Here is a 17,828-nt window from a genome sequence, read left to right on the forward strand (position 1 = left end):
TGCGCTCATCATGGGCGAACCTGGCCGCCCTCGTCCTGCAGCGGGCAGGACGAGCGGACGCGGCACGAGCCGCAGTACGGGTTGACGCGGGCGACGAACCGCGCCGCCGACATCCGGGCGGCGACGCCCTGCACGAGGTCGTCGGCCCAGCCGGACTCGTCGTCGTCGCCGAGCGCCTGCTGCGCCTGCACCTTGACCTTCTTGCCCTTGCCCAGGTGGACGAGCGACGCGCCGCCCGGCTCGTCGACGCCGAGGGCCGCGAAGGCGCCGAGGCGCGCGGCGAGCTGGTAGACGCCGAGCTGCGGGTGCCGGCCGATCGCCTCGTCGCGCGGACCCGACTTGCCGGTCTTGAGGTCGACGACGTATGCCCGGCCGTGCCGGTCGCGCTCGACCCGGTCGACGCGACCGGCGAGACGCAACCGGCCCGTCTCGACGTCGAACGGCTGCTCCACCGCGAGCAGGGAGCGCGGGTTGTGGGTGTGCCAGCCGACGAAGCGTTCGACCATCTCCGCCGCATCGGACTCGCGGCGGCGCGCGTACCAGCGGCTCTCGAAGTCGAGCCGGCCGAACACCTCCGACAGGGTGGACTGCAGGTCGTCGAGGTCGGCCTCGCCGGGCTCCGCGACGAGGGACGCGAGCGCGTGTACGACGTTGCCGACGGTCTGCGGGGCGCCGTTGTCCTGCGCGCCGACCGCGCGCTCGAGCAGCCACCGCAGGCCGCACGCGTCGAACCCCTCCACCTGCGAGGGCGACAGGGTGATGCGCTCGTCCTCGTCGAACAGCGGGAGGTCGCTGGACGGGGTGGTCGTGGCGTACCACTCGTCGGGGTCGGCGCCGCGGACGCCGTCGCCGGCGAGGCGGGCGAGGTGACCGGCGGCCACGCGCCGCACCTCGGTGAGCCGGCCGGCGTCGGCGACGGTCGCGCGCAGCTCCGCCACCAGCGACGGCAGAGTCAGCGCGCGCATCCGGGTCGCCGAGACCTCGCGGGGCTCGACGCCCAGGTCGCCGAGGAACCGCGACGGCTGCTCGTCGCCGTCGACGCCGCCGAGCACGGCGGTGACGACGAGCCGCCGGCGCGCCCTGGTGACCGCGACGTAGAACAGCCGCCGCTCCTCCTCGAGCAGCTTGGCGGCGATGGACGGGACGAGCGGCTGGTTGCCCTGCGCGACCTCGACGAACTCCTCGACGCCGAGCAGGGTGCCGCGCAGCCGGGTGTCGGGCCAGATGCCGTCCTGGACGCCGGCGACGACGACGAGGTCCCACTCCAGCCCCTTCGACCGGTGGGCGGTCAGCAGGCGGACGGAGTCGGTGCGCGGGGCCTGCTCGCCAAGGGTGTCGCCCGGGATCTCCTGCGCCACCAGGTCGTCGAGGAAGCTCTCGACGCTGCCGCCCGGCATACGGTCGGCGTAGCGCGCGACGGCGTCGAACAGCGCGCAGACGGCGTCGAGGTCGCGGTCGGCCTGCTGGCCACGGAACCCGCCGCGCAGGCTCGCGTCGCGCCAGCGCTCGGCGAGGCCCGCGCCGTGCCACAGCTCCCACAGGGCGTCCTCCGCCGAGCCGCCCGCCACGATCTTGGCGGTCGCTTCGAGGGTCCTGGCCAGCCGCTCGGCGGGGCCGCGGATCTCCGGCGGGACGAGGGTGAGCTCGCGCTCGTCGAGCAGGGCGGACGCCAGCAGCGTGGTGACCGGACGGGTGCCACCGGCGAGTTGTTCGGTCTCGCGCAACGCACGCCGCAGCCGGCGCAGTGACAGCCGGTCGGCGCCGCCGAGCGGCCCGCAGAGCAGCTCGGTGGCGGTCTCCTCGTCGAGGGTGTCGGGACGCACGACGGCGCGCAGCGCGAGGAGCAACGGGCGTACGGCGGGTTCGAGCACCAGCGGCACCTCGTCGCCGGCCACGACCACCGGCACCCCCGCGGCGGTGAGGGCGCGGTGCAGCGGCGACGCCTGCAGGCTCGCGGAGCGGACGAGCACGGCCATGCGCTCCCACGGCACACCGTCGACGAGGTGGGCGCGACGCAGCACGTCGGCGACGTGGGCGGCCTCCTGCTCGCGGCTCTGCACGAGGTCGACCTCGACCTCGCCGGGCTCGCCGGTGCGGTCGGATGTGAGCATGCGGTGCGTGGACGCGCCGCCGGGCAGCCGCGCGGCCACCCCGCGGGACGCGGCGAGCAGCGTGGTGCCGAAGCGCCGGGAGGTGCGCAGGTCGACGACGTCGGCCGACCGCCGGTCGACCGTGCGGAACACCTCGGGGAACCGTTCGATGCAGCCGACCTCGGCGCCGCGGAACCCGTAGATGGACTGGTCGGGGTCGCCGACGACGGTGAGGTCACGGCCCTGCCCGGCGAGCGCGCGCAGCAGCCCCTCCTGGGCGGGATCGGTGTCCTGGTACTCGTCGACGAACACCGCACGCCTGGTGTCGCGCTCGTACGCACCCACGCCGCGCGGGTCGGGGTCGTCCATCAGCGTGATCGCCTCCCGGACGAGCGACGCGTAGTCGAACGCCCGCGCCCACTCGATGTCGAACCTGCCCGCGTACCGGTCCATGAACCCGGCCACGGCCTCCCACTCGCGCCGGCCGTACTCGCCGGCGAGCGTGTCGAGGTCGGCCGAGGTGTGGTCGCGCTCGGTGACCCGCAGCATCAGGTCGCGCACCTCCTCGGCGAACCCGCGGGTGAGCAGTGCCGGGCGCAGCGCCTCCGGCCACTCGGTGGCGCCGTCGGTGACCTCGCCCGCGAGCAGGCGGCGTATCTCGACGAGGTGCTCGGGCCCCGACAGCAGCCGCGGCGGCGGCTCGCCGTTCGCCACGGCGGCCTTGCGGACCAAGGCGTACGCGTAGGCGTGGAACGTCAGCGCGAGCGGCTCCTGCGTGGTGCGGCCGAGGCGCGCGGTGATGCGCTCGCGCAGCTCGGCGGCCGCCTTGCGGCTGAACGTGAGCACGAGAACCTGCTCGGGAGCGAACCCCCGACCGGCGATCCGGTCGACGACGGCCTCGACCAACGTGGTCGTCTTGCCGGTGCCGGGACCCGCCCGGACGAGCAGCGGACCGCCCGGGTGCGCGACGACGCGACGCTGGGCGTCGTCCAGCGTCGGGGCGATTCCGGTCTCCGGGGGGCGCCGGACCAACCGGAAGGTCGGGGCGTGCACGATTCGATTGGACCATCCCCGGCCGACACCCCACCACCACGACCCGCCGACTGTGGATATCGCGACCGGCGCGCTGGCTAGGATCCGTGATTGTGCGCATCGATGGCATCGCGAGGTTGCTCCTCGGCACGTTCGTGCGCCCGCCCGAGGAGACCGGCACCGGGCGGCCCCGAGTCGAAGCCGTCTACGGCTACGTGATCCGACACGATCGCGGCCTGGTGCTGCTGGACACCGGTCTGGGTCGAGGTGGCGAGGACACCGAGGCCTGGTACCGACCGCAGCGGATCCCGTTACAACGGGCCCTGGGTGATCGCGGAGTCGCGCTGGATCAGATCGACGTCGTGGTGAACTGTCACCTGCACTTCGACCACTGCGGTGGCAACCCCTTGCTGGCAGGCAGGCCCATCATCTGTCAGCGGGAAGAGCTCACGACAGCTCGAGCCGGTGACTACACGATGGAGCACCTCGTGGACTATCCCGGCTGCCGGTACGAACTACTGGACGACGAAGCCGAGATCTGGCCAGGAGTGCATGTAATACCCACCCCTGGCCACGGCGACGGTCACCAGTCGCTGGTGGTGGAGTGTGACGATGGCTCCGTGGTGCTGGCAGGCCAGTCACACGACACCGCGTCGGCATGGAGCGCGGACGTTCTCGCTGCCTCGGCCCCGATCCTCGGCCACGCGGAACCGCTGCCTCGCGCACCATCCTGGATGACGCGCCTGCTGGAGTTCGATCCGAAACGGGTCATCTTCGCCCACGACGCCGCAGTGTGGGAGCCAGCCTGATCAGCCCGCACCGTTGATCACGTTCACGTGATCAACGTGGACTTCACCTCGTGCCGGGACGAGGTGAAGTCCACGTCGGTGAGGTGAAGCTCCGCCGACGACCCTCGCAGCGCACCCGTGAACGGCACCCTCACCATGCCCCGACACGGTGAGGGTGCCCCTCACGGGTTCCGGTACCGGGACGTCCGCCGGGGTTGTCAGTGGCAGGCGTTGCTCTGCCGCGCGAGCGCCTGCAACAGCACCGGCATCTTCCGCGTGGCTTCTTCGGCGGCGAGGAGAAGACCGTCGAGATCGGAGTCGGACACCGGCGCCAGGTCGGTGCCGGCGAGGCGGGTCAGGGTGGCTGATGCCGAGGACGTCTTCCCACACCGACGCTGCCGCCGGTGTCGTGGTGGTCGTGTCTTCGTCCATATTCAAAGGCTAGACCGACCACTGACAATACTCCGTGAATTCAGGCGCATTACCGACCGATGCGGATCACGAACCAATAGCGAGATGCGACCGGAAAGCTAGGCAGCCACAGGAGCTGCCTCACCCCGTAGGCGCGGGCTGTTCAGGTCGATCGTCGGGTGTCAAGACTCCGCCAGACCCGAGCACCGCAATAAACGCCAAGCGGATTCTTGACACCCGACGATCGACTTACACAATGAAAAGAGGGGTGAGGCAGCGGACCCACAGCAACGGCCCACAGCAAGCAGCCCCACTTGGCACCAACCCCGGCGACCGAGTAGGAAGGAGGGCGGCGCGGACGCGCCACATCGACAGCAGCAGAGAGGTCAGTGCGAATGGCGACACGATTCGGCATCTTCGTTCCGCAGGGCTGGCGGATGGACCTCGCGGAGATCGCGGACCCGGTCGAGCAGTTCGACGCGATGGTCGGCGTCGCCAAGGCCGCCGACGCGGGGCCGTGGGACTCGATCTGGCTCTACGACCACTTCCACACCACCCCCCAGCCGACGCGGAACACCGTCTTCGAGTGCTGGACGTCGACCGCCGCGCTCGTGCGCGAGACGAGCCGGGTCAACGTCGGCCAGATGGTCGGCTGCAACGGGTACCGCAACCCCGCGCTCTACGCCAAGACGGCGTCGACCGTCGACGTCGCGGCGGGCGGGCGGCTCTATGCCGGCATCGGCGCCGGCTGGTACGAGCACGAGTGGAAGGCGTACGGGTACGAGTGGCCCGAGCTGAAGGACCGCATGGGCGCGTTCCGCGAGGCCGTCGAGATCATCTACCGGATGTGGACCGAGGACGACGTCGTCTACGACGGGAAGTACTACTCGGTCGACAAGCCGTTCAACGAGCCGAAGGGCGCGCGCGACCCGCACCCGTCGCTGTGGATCGGCGGCGGCGGCGAGCGCGTCACGCTGAGGCTCGTGGCGAAGTACGGGGACGCCGCGAACATCGGCGCCGGGAACCCCGAGACCATCAGGGAGAAGGCCGCGATCCTCCGCAGGCACTGCGACGACGTCGGCCGTGACTACGACGAGATCATCAAGTCGACCAACTTCAACGTGTTCCCCGTGGCGGGCGGCGCCGACCCGGAGAAGGCGTCGACGAAGGCACGCGGCAGCGCCGACTACGACACCTTCACCGGCAGGTACCCGGGGCTCGTCGTCGACACGACCGACGAGATCGCCGGCCGGGTCGAGAAGGCACTCGAGGCCGGCGCCGACTACGTCAACTTCTACGTGCCCGGACTCGCCTACGACGACGAGCTCCTCGGCCGTACGGCAGAGGTCGTGGCTCGCTTCTCCTGACGACCCGACAGGTGGCCGAGGTCGGCCGACATCGCGTCGGCCGCGTCGCGGACGAGGCCGCGCATCCGGTCGCGCTCGGCCACGTCGGCGACCCGGTAGGCGGGCGCGGCGAGCGTCACCGACGCGGCCACCCGTCCCGTAGAGGTGCGGACGGGCATCGACACGGCCCAGACACCTCGGTCGAGCTCGTCGTCGCACACGTCGTACCCACGCTCCCTGACCACGGCGAGATGCCCGACGACGGCGTCGACGTCGGTGAGCGTGTCGTCGGTGTACGCGTGGAGTGGGCGCGACCCCAGCAGCCGCCGCACGTGGTCCTCGGTCGCGTACGCGAGCAGGGTCCTGGCCGCGGCGGCGGCGTGCAGCGGCAGGTCCTGGCCGATGCGCACGAACATCCGCAGCGCGTGCACGGACTCGACGAGCGACACGCACACCGCCCGGTCTCCCACCAGCTCGGTGAGGAACACCGTCTCGCCGCTCGCGTCGGCGGCACCGGTCAGGGCGGGATGCGGCGTGACCAGCAGCGCGTTCATGCGGGAGCTCTCCTCCGCCAGCTGGCGCGCACCCGGCCCGAGGAAGTAGCGCCTGTTGGACGGTGACCTGGTCACGAACTCCTCGCGCTCGAGCACCGCGAGGAGGCGGTGCATGCTGCCCACCGGGACGTCGAGCGAGCCCGCGAGCTGCGCGAGCGTCAGGCCGTTCGGCGTCGGCGCGAGCGACCGCAGGACCGCGAGCGCGCGTACGACCGGCTGCATAGAGCTCCCTCCGTTGGTGAGCTACGGCCCCTTCGGCACTCTAGGTGGGTGGCGGGCTCGCCCTGGCGAAGGTCTCCCAGATCCGCTCGACCACGGCATTGGCGCTGCGCCGCACCGCGGCCGCGTCGATCCGCGTGTGTCGACCCTGCTCGACGAGGACGGCTCCGTCGACGACGACGAGGTCGACCCCGGTGCCCGCGCTGTGCCAGACGGCGGTGCTCAGCGGGTCGAGCACGGGTTCGAGCCCCGGGTCGTTCAGCGTGAGCCCCACGAGGTCGGCACGGGCACCGCGCTCGATGCGACCGAGGTCGGACCGGCCGAGCACCGCCGCCGATCCCTCCGTGCCGGTCCGCAGCAGGTCGGCCGAGGTGACCCCGGACGGACCGCCCGCCGCCAGCTTCGCGACCGTGCCGGCGACACGCAGCTCCTCCAGGTACGTCAGGCTGTGGCCGTCGGTGCCGATGCCCGTCGTGACGCCCGCGTCGACGAACGTCCGGTACGAGACATGGCGTCCCGAGTGCACGAACGTCGCGGGACAGCACGCGACGGGGGTGCCCGTAGAGGCGAGCACGGCCAGGTCGTCGGGCGTCGCGAACGCGCAGTGCGCGGCGACGACGTCCGGGCCGCAGATGCCGTGCCGGGCGAGGAACTCCACCGGCGTGCAGTCGTGGTGACGTCGCAGGTACGCCAGCTCGGGCCTGCTCTGCGCGACGTGGATCGTCATGTTCGTGCCGAGGTCACGGGCGGTCGCGAGCACCTTCGCCAGGTACGCGGGTGAGCAGGTGTCGGTGCAGTGCGGCCCCAGCATGACCCTGATCCGCCCGCCCGGCCCTTCGTCGTACTCGCGGAAGAGCTGCACGGCGTGCTCGAGCTGGGCAGGACCGTCCGACTCTCTCGTCACCGGCGTGCCGTGCGCGTCGACACCGGCGACGGTACGGGTCGCCAGGTAGGGAGCGCCGTACGCGCGGATGCCGACGTCACGCGCCGCGTCGAGGAACGCGCGGTGGCGGGGCCGGAACACGTCGACGGTGGTCGTCGTGCCGCCGGCGAGGATGCGCAGCAGGCTCGCGGTGTAGACGGCGCGCGCCTCGTCGTCGGTCATCGTGGTCGCCGCGAGGTCTCCCACGGGCATCAGCACGTCGTAGACCAGCGTGGACTGGGTGCCGGCCCGCGACCGGTCCTCGGTCATGCCGCGGAACAGCGGGCCGTTGAGCGAGTGGCTGTGCACATCCACGAAACCGGGCAGCAGCAGGCTGTTCCCGGGCAGCCGGATCCGCCTGGCGTCCGCCACCTCCGCCGTGGTCACGTCCTCGATGCGGCCGTCGCGGACGACGACGGTGCCGTGCGGGACCAGCTCGGGCGTGCCCGAACGGTGACCGGTCAGCACCCATCGCGCCGTGACGGCGACGCGGTCCGCCCGCGACGTCACCACCGGCTCAGGACTCATCTCTCTCGGCTCAGGACCCATCCCCGGGACTCACGACTGGGGGAGGCTCGACGACGTGGAAGTCCCTGCCGACCGGCGCGTAGATCTCGATCATCGTGACGGGACCGTCGGCGGTGCTGCCGGCGGCGTGCGGAACACCAGGCGGGATGAACGCGACGTCGTGCGGGTTCAGTCGCATCCTCTCCCCGCCGACGATCGCCTCGGCCGTGCCCTCCAGCACGATGTACACGTTCTCCGCGTGCGCGTGGTAGTGGTACGGCGCGGGCGGGGTGTTCGGCTTGATGACGTTGACGTGCACGTCGACGTTGCGGGCACCGTCGGCCGCGCCCACGAGGTCGCGCGCGATCCCCTTGTCGTCGTTCATCGGGCGTTCCGTGCCGCCCGTCAGCGAGGTGAGCTTGACCTTCGGCTCCGGTAGGGATTCCGTCACGAGATGCCTCCTGCCTCAGAACAGCGGGTCGCCTGCGCGCTCGGTCAGGGCGGGCTCGAGACTGATCCCGCGACCGTGCTTCCGCGCCTGCTCGTAGACCCAGTACGCCTGCCTGACGTCCTGCGTCTGCAGGCCCTGGCTGCGGACGAGGAACTGGTCCTCCGGATTCGTACGCTGTCCCGCCCTGCCGGTGACGACCTCGGCGAGGTCGGCCTCGACCACGAGCGAGTCGTACGTGCCGTCCTCGCGCCACGCGCGCATCTCCGTACAGATGGCGATCTGCTCACGCTCGTCGACGAGGAACCGCATCCGCCGGTAGCAGTCGAGGTCGCACTCCTGGCCGCCGCCCATGGCGTAGACGACGACGCCGGGTCGCAACCACGCGTACTCGACGATCGGGCTCATCGCCTCGGTCGCGGTGATGACGACGCTCGCGTCGCGCACGCACGACTCGGCGTCGTCGGAAGCGGTCACGGTGATGCCGAGCTCCGTGCTCAGCCGGTCGGCGAACGCCTTGCGTCGCTGCGGATCGCGGGAGTACACGCGCATGTGGTCGAGTGGCATGACCTCGTTGACGGTCAGCGCGGTGGCGTACGCCATGTGCCCGGTGCCGAGGATCGAGCAGTCGGTGCTGTCCGGCGTACGCAGGCACTCGATGGCGACCGCCGCGCAGGCGCCGGTGCGCAGCCCGTACCCCCAGCGCTCGTCGACGATACCGAAGAACTCCCCCGTCGCCGGGTCGCTCAGCATGACGTTCTTGGTCGGCCGGTGCGCCGCGAGCGCGTAGCCCTCCTCTGAGCGGTGCAGCGAGAGCACACGGAAGCCCGCGACCCCGGTGTCGTGCAGCACGCAGCCCTTGACCTTGTAGCGCGTCAGCGAGTCGCGGACGGCGAGGTTGGCCTGGCGCGGCTCGGACCAGTCGATCGCGTCGTTCGCGTACTCGACGAGCGTCTCGCGCGCCAGTCGCACGGCGTCGGCCGGCGTCAGCAGGGCCTTCACGTCCGCGTTGGACACGTACAGGAACTCTTTCGCGGCCATCGACGACCTTTCGTTCGAGGAGGGTGACGGGGTCAGCGGGAGCGCCAGACGGCGAAGCGGTTCTCCAGCGCGCCGAGCGCGGTGATGATGAGCCAGCCGAACGCCGCGTAGACGGACGCGGCCGCGAGCACGTATGCGGTGTTGAAGCGCTCGGCCTCGGTCTGGATGATCCCGCCGATGCCGGTGAGCGACAGGAACACCTCGGCGATCACCGCGCCGACGAGCGCGCGCTCGGCGCCGATCCGCAGGCCGGAGACGACGAACGGCACGGCACCGGGGAGCACGACGTGGCGGACGAGGTGCCGTTCCGTCGCGAGGAAGCTGCGCGCCGTCTCGATCAGGTCCGCGCGGGTGTAGCGCACGCCGACGGCCGTGTTGAGGATGATCGGGATGACGGTGCCGAGCCAGATGATGAACATGCGCCCGGAGTAGCCGACGCCGAACCACACGATCACCAGCGGGATGATGACGACGCGCGGGGTGGCGTAGATCGCGTCGATGTACGGCTCGAGCAGCTTGCCCCACGTCACCGACCGCCCGATCAGCACGCCGAGCGCGATGCCGGTGACGACGGAGATCGCGAAGCCGGGTATCAGGTAGGACATCGTCTGGACGAACGCCGCGGGCAGCCGGCCCGAGGCGACGAGCTCACCGAACGCCGAGACGACACGGGACGGCGGGGCGAACAGCAGCGGGTCGACGGCCCTGCCGACGATCTCCCACACCACCAGGACGACCGCGACCGTCGCGAGCGGCGGCCAGTACCTGGTGAGAGCGTTCGTCCGGCGCCGGCGCGTGGCACGCGCCTCGACGACGGTGGTCACGCGGTCTCTCCGCACCCCTTGTCAGCCGCCTTCTTCAGGTAGCTGAGGTCGACGAGTCCCTTGGTGTCGACCTTCTTGTCCAGCGTCTCGGACTCGATCATCAGCTCGACCAGACCGTCGAGCCCGCCCTCGTTCATGATCTTCTCGGGGTCGGTCGGCCAGTTGCCGAGCTTGGTCAGCTCGTCGTACGTGGAGGCGAGCACCTTCTTGTCCGACCCCTTGATGCTCTTGGCGGCGAAGTCGACGAAGGCGTCCTTGTCCTTGGCGATGATCGCGTTGGCCTGCAGGTTGGCGCAGGCGACGGCCTCGGCGACCTTCGGGTTCTCCTTCCAGTACGACGACTTGCCGTAGTAGTAGAGATCGGGAATGGCGGGGACCAGGTCTCCCATGCGCGCCAGCAGCTTCACGTCCTTCGACCTGTCGGCGATGGCCGCCCAGTCGGCGAAGAAGATGACCGTGGCGTCGACCTGGCCGGTGAGCAGTGCCGCCGACCGCTCCGGGCTGCCGCCGATCGTCACGAACTTGACGTCCTTCTCGGCGAGGCCGGCCTTGCGCAGCGCGACGTGCGCCAGCGCGGTGTTAAGCCGCCGGGTCCCGAGGTCGCGAGACGCTTGCCCTTGAGGTCGCCGACGTCCTTGATCTCCTTCTTCGACACGATGACGTAGGAGTTGGCGCTGTCCGGCGCGCCGATCGCGGTCACGTCGGCGCCGTTGGACCGGCCGAGAACTGCCTCGTCGGCGCCCTGACCGGCAGCGAAGTCCGCCCGTCCCGCGACGATGGCCGAGAGCCCGGTCGCCGTCGTCAGGGTGATCTCGTCGACCTCGGCGCCCCACTTCTTCAGTTGGCTCGCCATGTACTGGTTGCCGAGCGACTGGGCACTCGCGTCGCCGAAGGTGACGCGCACCTTCTCGCCCTTGAGGTCGTACGTCGGCAGGTCCTTGCCCTCGGACCCGCTGCCGAGGGTGGCGGACTCGCCGCCACCGCCGCACCCTGCCAGCGCCCCCGACATCAGGACGCACGCCAGGACGCCGACGAGTCTCGTGCGGGGTCGTGTCGACCAGCTGTTCGAGCGTTCCATGTCACACCAGCCTGTCGTTGGAGTGTTCTTCGGAGTCGGGTTAGGTGGCCTGCGGGCGCCAGTACTGGAAGCGGTGCTCGACCCGCCCGGCGAGCTTGGTCAGGATGATGCCGAGCAGCGGGAGCGGCAGGATGCACGCGAGCACGTAGTCGGTGCGGAAGACCGAGCCGTACGTGGAGATCAGGGCGCCGATCCCGCCGAGCCTGAGGTAGACCTCGGCGACAGCCATGCCGACGATCGCGCGTCCGATCGACAGCCGCACGCCCGCCATGATCAGCGGGACGGCGCTGGGCAGCACCACGTTGCGCAGCAGGGACAGCTCGCCGCGCAGGTTGAAGGAGTGGGCGACCTCGATGAGGTCCTCCGGCGTGTCCCGCACGCCGGCGTAGACGTTGACGAGCATCGGGAAGAACGCGATGAGCCAGACCACGATCACGCGGCCCGTCAGTCCGAACCCGAACCACACGAGCAGCAGCGGCACCAGGGCGATGATCGGCATCGCGTACAGGGCGCCGAGGAACGGCAGCACCGAACGCTCGACCATTCTGGAACGGCCGACGAGCACTCCGACCACCAGCCCGGAGACGAACGCGGCAGCGAGGCCGAGCACCAGCAGGACGAGGCTCTGGCCGAGCGCCGCCACGAGTGAGCCGTCGAACAGGATCGACCCGAACGCGAGGACGACGTCGTGCAGCGGCGGCCACAGGATCGGGTTGGCGAACAGTCCCGCCACCTCCCACACCGTCATGACGACGGCGGCGAAGAGCGCGTGTTTGGCGGGCATGGGGAGGGCGCGGAGGAACCGAGGACCTTTCACGCCTCCTCCCTCCCCTCGGTCAGCTCGTCGCGGATCTGTGAGCGGAGCAGGTCCCACACCGTGCGGCGGATGGCGGCGTACCGCGGGTGCGCGTGGACGTCGTACTCCCAGCGCGGGCGCGGCAGGTCGACGTCGACGATCTCGAACACGCGGCCGGGAGCACCGGTGAGGACGAGCACGCGGTCGGCCATCAGGACCGCCTCGTCGATGTCGTGCGTCACGAGGACGACGGTCTTGGTCGCCTGGGCGACCAGCCGCGACAGGTCGCCCTGCATGATCTCGCGGGTCTGCGCGTCGATCGCGCCGAACGGCTCGTCCATCAGCAGGATCTCGGCGTCGGTCGCCAGGGCCCTGGCCAGGCCGACGCGCTGCTGCATGCCGCCGGACAGCTGATGCGGGTGGCTCTTCTCGAAGCTCGCCGCCAGGCCCACGCGCCGCAGCTGCGCCCGAGCGGCTGCCGTCGCCTCGGCGTCGGGCACCTTGCGGATCGCGAGGGGGAACTTGACGTTGTCGAGGATGGTCTTCCACGGGTAGAGCCCGAAGTGCTGGAACACCATCGCGCGCTCGGGTCCCGGCTCGACGACGGGACGTCCGTCGATCCTGATCGCGCCGGAGTCGGCCGGGGTGAGGCTGGCGATGATCCGCAGCAGGGTCGTCTTGCCGCAGCCGCTCGGCCCGATGATCGAGAGGAACTCCCCCTGCTCGACCTCGAACGAGACGTCCTGCAGCGCGACGAGCTCGTCCTGGGACTTCCCGTGCTTGAACGTCCTGACGATCCGGTCCGCGGCGATCTTCGGCGCGTGGGCGACGGAGTCCGGTGCCCCCTCGGACTCGGTCGTCGACTGGACGCGGTTTCTCATGACCGGCTCCCGGAGCGAGAGGGGCTCGTGATCGAGGAGCGGTCACGGGCACACGACGAATGTTTCTTCCGTGTTACGGAGGACACCTTTCCGTTGAGCGATAGATTGCTGTATGACAGTCATATCGTCAAGAGCCGATCTCCGGCGAGCGACGCACCTCGTCGGAACGTCAACGGGCCCTGCCACCACGCCCTGGGTGGCGCGCGAATGATCACGTTCAGTTGGTCAAGCCGTACCCGGCGCTGAGCGCGGGGTTCAGCGGCACCCCGTGAGGGGCACCCTCACCGTGCTCTGGCGCGGTGAGGGTGCCCCTCACGGGTTCAGCGGCGGTGACCCCGGTCGAGCCGCACTGAACATGGCGCGTGGGCCATGTTCGGCACACCTTCACCGCGGGAGGTCGGTGGTCGCCGGCGTCTAGATTGGGAGTCACATCGCAGTGAGGAGGACCCCATGGACAAGACGACGTTCGTGCTCATCCCCGGCTCCGACGGCCGGGCCTGGTACTGGCACCGGGTCGTCCCCGAGCTGCGGCGCCGCGGCCACGAGACGGTCACGGTCGAGTTCCCGCTCGCGGGCACGGCGGGACTCACCGAGTACGCCGACGCGGTCGTCGAGGCGGTCGGCACCCGCACCCGCACCCGGCTCGTCGTGGTCGCCCAGTCGCTGGGCGCCATCACCGGGCCGCTCGTCTGCGACCGGCTGCCGGTCGACCTGCTCGTCCTGCTGAACCCGATGGTCCCCGCGCCGGGCGAGACGGCCGGCGACTGGTGGGAGAACACGGGTCAGGGCGAGGCGATGACCGCGCGGGCCGTCAGGGACGGCAGGCCGACCGAGTTCGACCTGCGGACGGACTTCTTCCACGACGTGCCGCCGGAGGTCACCGAGGAGGCGTTCGCCGCGGGCACCGAGGTGGCGGAGCTCGATGCGGTCTTCGCCCAGCCCTGGCCGCGGGAGTCGTGGCCCGACGTGCCGACCAGGTTCCTGCAGGGACGCGACGACCGGTTCTTCCCACCCGAGTTCCAGCGCCGCATCGCGCGTGAGCGGCTCGGCATGGACGCGATAGACGAGATGCCGGGCGGGCACCTGCTCGCGCTGAGCGAGCCGGCGGAGCTCGCCGCTCGGTTGACCGCGTACGCGTCAGAGGTTCACGACTCCGACCGTCCGCGCTCGGCGAGCTTCCGTCCCGTCTCCAGGTAGCGCCCCAGCACGGCGAGCCTCGCCTCCTCCCGGTTCTCGTCGGTCCAGCCGCCGAGCTCGTACCCGTGCACCGGGTCGCGCAGCGTCAGCTCAGGCAGGCCGAGCTCGCGCCACAGTTCCTGCGCCCGCTGCATGTGCTCGTCGCTCGGCAACGAGGTCGGCGGGTACGGCACGTGCCGCGTCGCGTCGATCAGGAGCGCGGACGCGTCCGCGCCGACCTCGACCCCGGGCACCGGAGGCAGCGACGGGTCGAGCCTGGGCAGCTTGTTGTCGAGCACGCGGACATCGCGGTGCGGCTGCATGCGGAAGCTGAGCGCCCAGAGCACGGACTCCAGGTCGGACGTGTCGATGTCGTCGTCGACGGCGATGACGATCTTGCCCAGCGACGGCTCGTACCCGGACGCCGCGTACATGGCCTGCCACGCCTGGCCGGGCGTCGGGTCGTGCAGCCGGATGACGAACACCATGTTGACCGACGCGGCCTCGTACAGCGTGACGTCGCGGACCGACCCGATGTTGCAGCTCTCCCGCAGGAACCGCCGGTAGACGGCCTCGAAGCCCACCTTGCGCATCAGCGTCGACTCGCTCGGCGGGAACTCGCTGATGAACGCCTGCACCACGGGAGCGCGCCGGTGGGTGATCGCGGTCACCTCGAGCACGGGCGACTCGGTGCGCGGGCCCATGTAGCCGCTCGCCTCGCCGAACGGTCCCTCCGGCTCGAGGTACGTCGGGTCGATGGTGCCCTCGATGACGATCTCGGCGGTCGCGGGCACGACGAGGTCGACCGTCTCGCAGCGCACCACGTCGAGCGGCTCGCCCATGAGCCCGCCCGTGATCGCGTACTCACTGACGCCGTACGGCACCTTCTGCGCGCTCGCGAGACCGAGTGCGGGGAGCGCGCCGAGGACGACCGCCGCCTCCAGCCTCTCCCCGCGTGCCCTCGCCTTGCGCAGGTGGACGGCGATGTGCTGCGACGGCGTGTCCATCTGGAGGCCGACGCCGGTGGGTCCCTTGATCATGCCCCGGTACACGCCGAGGTTGTAGACGCCGTCGTCCGGGTCCTTGGTCACCCAGTACGGCGAGGTGAGGAACGGCGCGTTGTCGAAGCCCGGCGTGGAGACGGGGTGCGGGAACGCGTCGACGCCGCCGCTCGCCTCGAGCTCGGCGGCCGAGGTGAGGACGACCTCCTTGCACGGCCCGGTGTCGACGACGACCGGCTCCACGGGAGAGGACAGCGCCTGCTGCCACACCCCGCCGACGCCGGCGAGATCGGTGCCGAGCGCGGCAGCGTAGATCTCCCGCGACGCGGCGAACGCGCCGACGACCGTGGAGCCGTCGAACGTCCGGCCGCGACCGTCGACGACATTGTCGAAGCGGAACGCGCGTCGCCGCTCCTCGGGCAGGCCGCGGAACTGCAGCCGTACCAACGGGATCAGCTCGGTGTCCTTGTCGACGGCGCGGTCGACCCGCACCAGCAGCCCGCGGCCCTCGAGCACGTCGAGGTACTCGCGGAAGTCCCGGTACGGGTATGCCACGGGCGTCGCCCTTTCGTCAGGCCCCGGTCGCGGGGGTCGGTTGGTGGGTCCGGTGCAGCCGGAAGACGAGGACGGCGACCAGCGACAGGACCGTACCCGTCACCAGCGGCTGCCCGATCAGCAGCCGCACCAGCGACGGCAGGTGCGCCTGGACGTCCGGCGGGGTGAAGAGCGCACCGATGGAGACGATGAACGGCACGCCCGCCGCGAGCAGGTGCCCCTGGTCCCACCGCACCCGCGCGAGCACCTCGATGCCACTGGCGAACAGCAGGCCGAACAGGACGGCCGTCGCGCCGGACAGCACCGGCGGCGGGATCGCGACGAGTGCGGCGTCGAAGAAGCCGAAGCCGCCGAGCACCAGCAGGATGATCCCCGTCGTGAGCGTCACGTAGCGCGAGCCGACGCGGGTGACGCGCAGCAGCGCGACGTTGTCGGGGTACGCGAGCGTCGCCATACCGCCGAAGAGCGCCCCGATCGTGCTGCCCAGGACCTCACCAAAGACGCCCTGCGCCACGCGCTGCGGTGGCAGTGGCTCGCCGCTCCACTCGGCGACGATCTCGTACGTGGCCACCGTCTCGGCGATGGCGGGGAACAGCACGATGAAGAAGATGACGACGGCGACCGCGTCGACGCCGAAGCCGAACGGGAAGAAGCGGGGTGTGCTGAACAGCTGCGCGTCGAGCACGTGACTCCACGACGTCGACGCGAGGAGCGTGTAGAGCAGCGCCCCGAGCGCGACGCCCCACAGGACCGCGCCGCGCCGCAGGATCGTGGACGGCGCGCGCATGCAGACGACCACGACCAGTGCCGCGACGACCGCGACGAGGACGTTGGTACCGGGGAAGCCCGGCGTGCCGGGCCGGCCGATCCAGCCGGGCAGCACGATCGTCGCCAGCTGGGCGGACATGACGATCAGGATCACGCCGGCGACGACCGGCAGCCGCAGGTAGCGGGACATCCGCCCGACCACGCTGAACCGCCGGAACGGCAGGGCGAGCACGCACCAGATCGCGCAGGCGACGAACAGCGAGCCGAAGGCGGTGCCGAGCCCGCCGCGCTGCTGACCCGTCACGAGGACCGCCGCGAAGACGCCCGCGAACGGACCCTGCACGATCGGCAGCCGCAGGAGCAGCACCGCCTGGAGGATCACCACCAGGCCCGAGGTCATGAACGTGATGCCGTACAGGTACGCGGTGTCGGACGGCGACAGCTCGAACGTGCTGCCGAGCAGGCCGGGGAACAGGAACAAGCCGGCGAGGCACAGGATGTTCTGGAACCCGATGCCGACGGCGGTGCCGAGGCCGACACGTTCGTGCACCCCGACGTCGAGTCCGGACATGAGGCCTCCTCCGGCCTGCGCGTCTGCCGGGGCACGCTCGGCGAGGTGGCGCACAGAACGGCGCTACGCTACTTAAGTCATTGACTTAGATCAAGCGTCCGATCCGGTCACGCCATGACCGGCCCTGTCGCTACACGGTGATTCGCGGTGGTCCCTGCTCGATGCGGCGCAGGACCGGGTCGAGTTCGCCGACGTGGTCGTCGAAGGGTCTCTGCTCGTCCCACCAGGTGGCACCGGCGTCGGCCACTCGTGCCACGTGCTCGACAGCCGCGGTTGTCGGGGTCGTGGTTCCTCCGATCACGACGTCGAAGGGCTGGTCGTGCACGTTTGCCTCGGCGCGGTGGTCCGCGATGTAGTTCACCAGCCGAGTCACGTCGGCTGGTGACGGCACCTGGCCGGTTTCGGTGCCGGGCAAAAGGGGGATAACCCCGTCCCAGCGGGCAGCGCGACGCATCGGGGGCTTGTTCGGCCAGCGGCCGGCGACCCAGATCGGAATACGCGGTCGCTGCAGGGGCGTCGGCAGGCACAAGACATCGTCGAGCAAGACATGCTCACCCCGGTAGTCGACTGGTTCACCGGACCACAACAGAGCCAGCGCATCGAGGCCCTCATCGAGTGCCGCGGCGATCTGCTTGGGATCGGTTGGTTCGCCGAATCGACCGAACTCGTCCTCGATCGGCGCCCCTAGATGAATGATTCCGTGAAGCTGCTGGTCAGTGGTCGTAGGCGGTGAGTGATCGTTTGCTGGTGACGCCGGTGGTCCAGTTGTGCCAGATCCCGGCGGCCATGGCCAGCAGGCGTTGGGCGACTCGGGTGAATA

General features: G+C 70.7%; 16 protein-coding genes. 3 read left to right on the forward strand and 13 right to left on the reverse strand.

Annotated features, from left to right (window positions below):
• Positions 1-8 precede the first annotated feature (8 nt).
• Positions 9-3,143: an AAA family ATPase gene (locus tag GEV10_16560; protein MQA80069.1), complete on the reverse strand. Its 3,135-nt coding sequence runs from the start codon at positions 3,141-3,143 to the stop codon at positions 9-11.
• Positions 3,144-3,241: 98 nt separating this feature from the next.
• Here GEV10_16560 and GEV10_16565 point away from each other — a divergent pair, with 98 nt between their 5' ends.
• Positions 3,242-3,931: an MBL fold metallo-hydrolase gene (locus GEV10_16565; protein ID MQA80070.1), complete on the forward strand. Its 690-nt coding sequence runs from the start codon at positions 3,242-3,244 to the stop codon at positions 3,929-3,931.
• 785 nt (positions 3,932-4,716) lie between these two features.
• Entirely contained in the window at positions 4,717-5,688 is a 972-nt protein-coding gene (locus tag GEV10_16570) for a TIGR03560 family F420-dependent LLM class oxidoreductase (protein MQA80071.1), read from the forward strand.
• Here the strand turns inward: GEV10_16570 and GEV10_16575 are convergent.
• From GEV10_16575 to GEV10_16615, 9 genes are read right to left on the reverse strand one after another with little or no spacing between them, the layout of a single operon-like run.
• The gene (locus tag GEV10_16575; protein ID MQA80072.1) at positions 5,634-6,443 is read right to left on the reverse strand and encodes a helix-turn-helix domain-containing protein; all 810 of its coding nucleotides are present in this window, start codon (positions 6,441-6,443) and stop codon (positions 5,634-5,636) included. The two genes, GEV10_16570 and GEV10_16575, sit on opposite strands and share 55 nt — an antisense overlap.
• Positions 6,444-6,483: 40 nt before the next feature.
• Positions 6,484-7,911, reverse strand: coding sequence for an amidohydrolase family protein (locus GEV10_16580; GenBank protein MQA80073.1), 1,428 nt, complete (start codon positions 7,909-7,911; stop codon positions 6,484-6,486).
• On the reverse strand, positions 7,901-8,320 hold the full coding sequence (locus tag GEV10_16585) for a cupin domain-containing protein (GenBank protein ID MQA80074.1): 420 nt from the start codon (positions 8,318-8,320) through the stop codon (positions 7,901-7,903). The genes GEV10_16580 and GEV10_16585 overlap by 11 nt, the downstream gene beginning before the upstream one ends.
• Positions 8,321-8,335: 15 nt before the next feature.
• Positions 8,336-9,358: a hypothetical protein gene (locus GEV10_16590; protein MQA80075.1), complete on the reverse strand. Its 1,023-nt coding sequence runs from the start codon at positions 9,356-9,358 to the stop codon at positions 8,336-8,338.
• A gap of 32 nt (positions 9,359-9,390) precedes the next feature.
• Positions 9,391-10,182 carry an ABC transporter permease subunit gene (locus tag GEV10_16595; protein MQA80076.1) on the reverse strand — a complete coding sequence of 264 codons (792 nt, stop codon included), beginning with the start codon at positions 10,180-10,182 and terminating at the stop codon, positions 9,391-9,393.
• Positions 10,179-11,015: a hypothetical protein gene (locus GEV10_16600; protein MQA80077.1), complete on the reverse strand. Its 837-nt coding sequence runs from the start codon at positions 11,013-11,015 to the stop codon at positions 10,179-10,181. Before GEV10_16600 ends, GEV10_16595 begins: the two co-directional genes overlap by 4 nt.
• Complete coding sequence (locus GEV10_16605) at positions 10,697-11,260, reverse strand: hypothetical protein (GenBank protein MQA80078.1); 564 nt, start codon at positions 11,258-11,260, stop codon at positions 10,697-10,699. The genes GEV10_16600 and GEV10_16605 overlap by 319 nt, the downstream gene beginning before the upstream one ends.
• A gap of 40 nt (positions 11,261-11,300) precedes the next feature.
• Entirely contained in the window at positions 11,301-12,044 is a 744-nt protein-coding gene (locus GEV10_16610) for an ABC transporter permease subunit (GenBank protein MQA80079.1), read from the reverse strand.
• A gap of 29 nt (positions 12,045-12,073) precedes the next feature.
• Complete coding sequence (locus GEV10_16615) at positions 12,074-12,937, reverse strand: ATP-binding cassette domain-containing protein (GenBank protein MQA80080.1); 864 nt, start codon at positions 12,935-12,937, stop codon at positions 12,074-12,076.
• Between the two features lie 450 nt (positions 12,938-13,387).
• On the opposite strand from GEV10_16615, the gene GEV10_16620 reads away from it, so the two are divergent.
• Positions 13,388-14,134: an alpha/beta fold hydrolase gene (locus GEV10_16620; protein ID MQA80081.1), complete on the forward strand. Its 747-nt coding sequence runs from the start codon at positions 13,388-13,390 to the stop codon at positions 14,132-14,134.
• On the opposite strand, the gene GEV10_16625 is transcribed toward GEV10_16620, so the two are convergent.
• The 3 genes from GEV10_16625 to GEV10_16635 all read right to left on the reverse strand — a co-directional run.
• Positions 14,083-15,669 (reverse strand): UbiD family decarboxylase, encoded by a 1,587-nt coding sequence (locus tag GEV10_16625; protein MQA80082.1) that lies wholly within the window; start codon positions 15,667-15,669, stop codon positions 14,083-14,085. The genes GEV10_16620 and GEV10_16625 overlap by 52 nt on opposite strands.
• A 16-nt stretch (positions 15,670-15,685) precedes the next feature.
• Positions 15,686-17,008 carry a hypothetical protein gene (locus GEV10_16630; protein MQA80083.1) on the reverse strand — a complete coding sequence of 441 codons (1,323 nt, stop codon included), beginning with the start codon at positions 17,006-17,008 and terminating at the stop codon, positions 15,686-15,688.
• A gap of 130 nt (positions 17,009-17,138) precedes the next feature.
• On the reverse strand, positions 17,139-17,828 hold a 690-nt coding region (locus GEV10_16635; protein MQA80084.1), incomplete at its 5' end, for an LLM class flavin-dependent oxidoreductase.

Source organism: Streptosporangiales bacterium (genome assembly GCA_009379955.1).
GTDB lineage: Bacteria > Actinomycetota > Actinomycetes > Streptosporangiales > WHST01 > WHST01.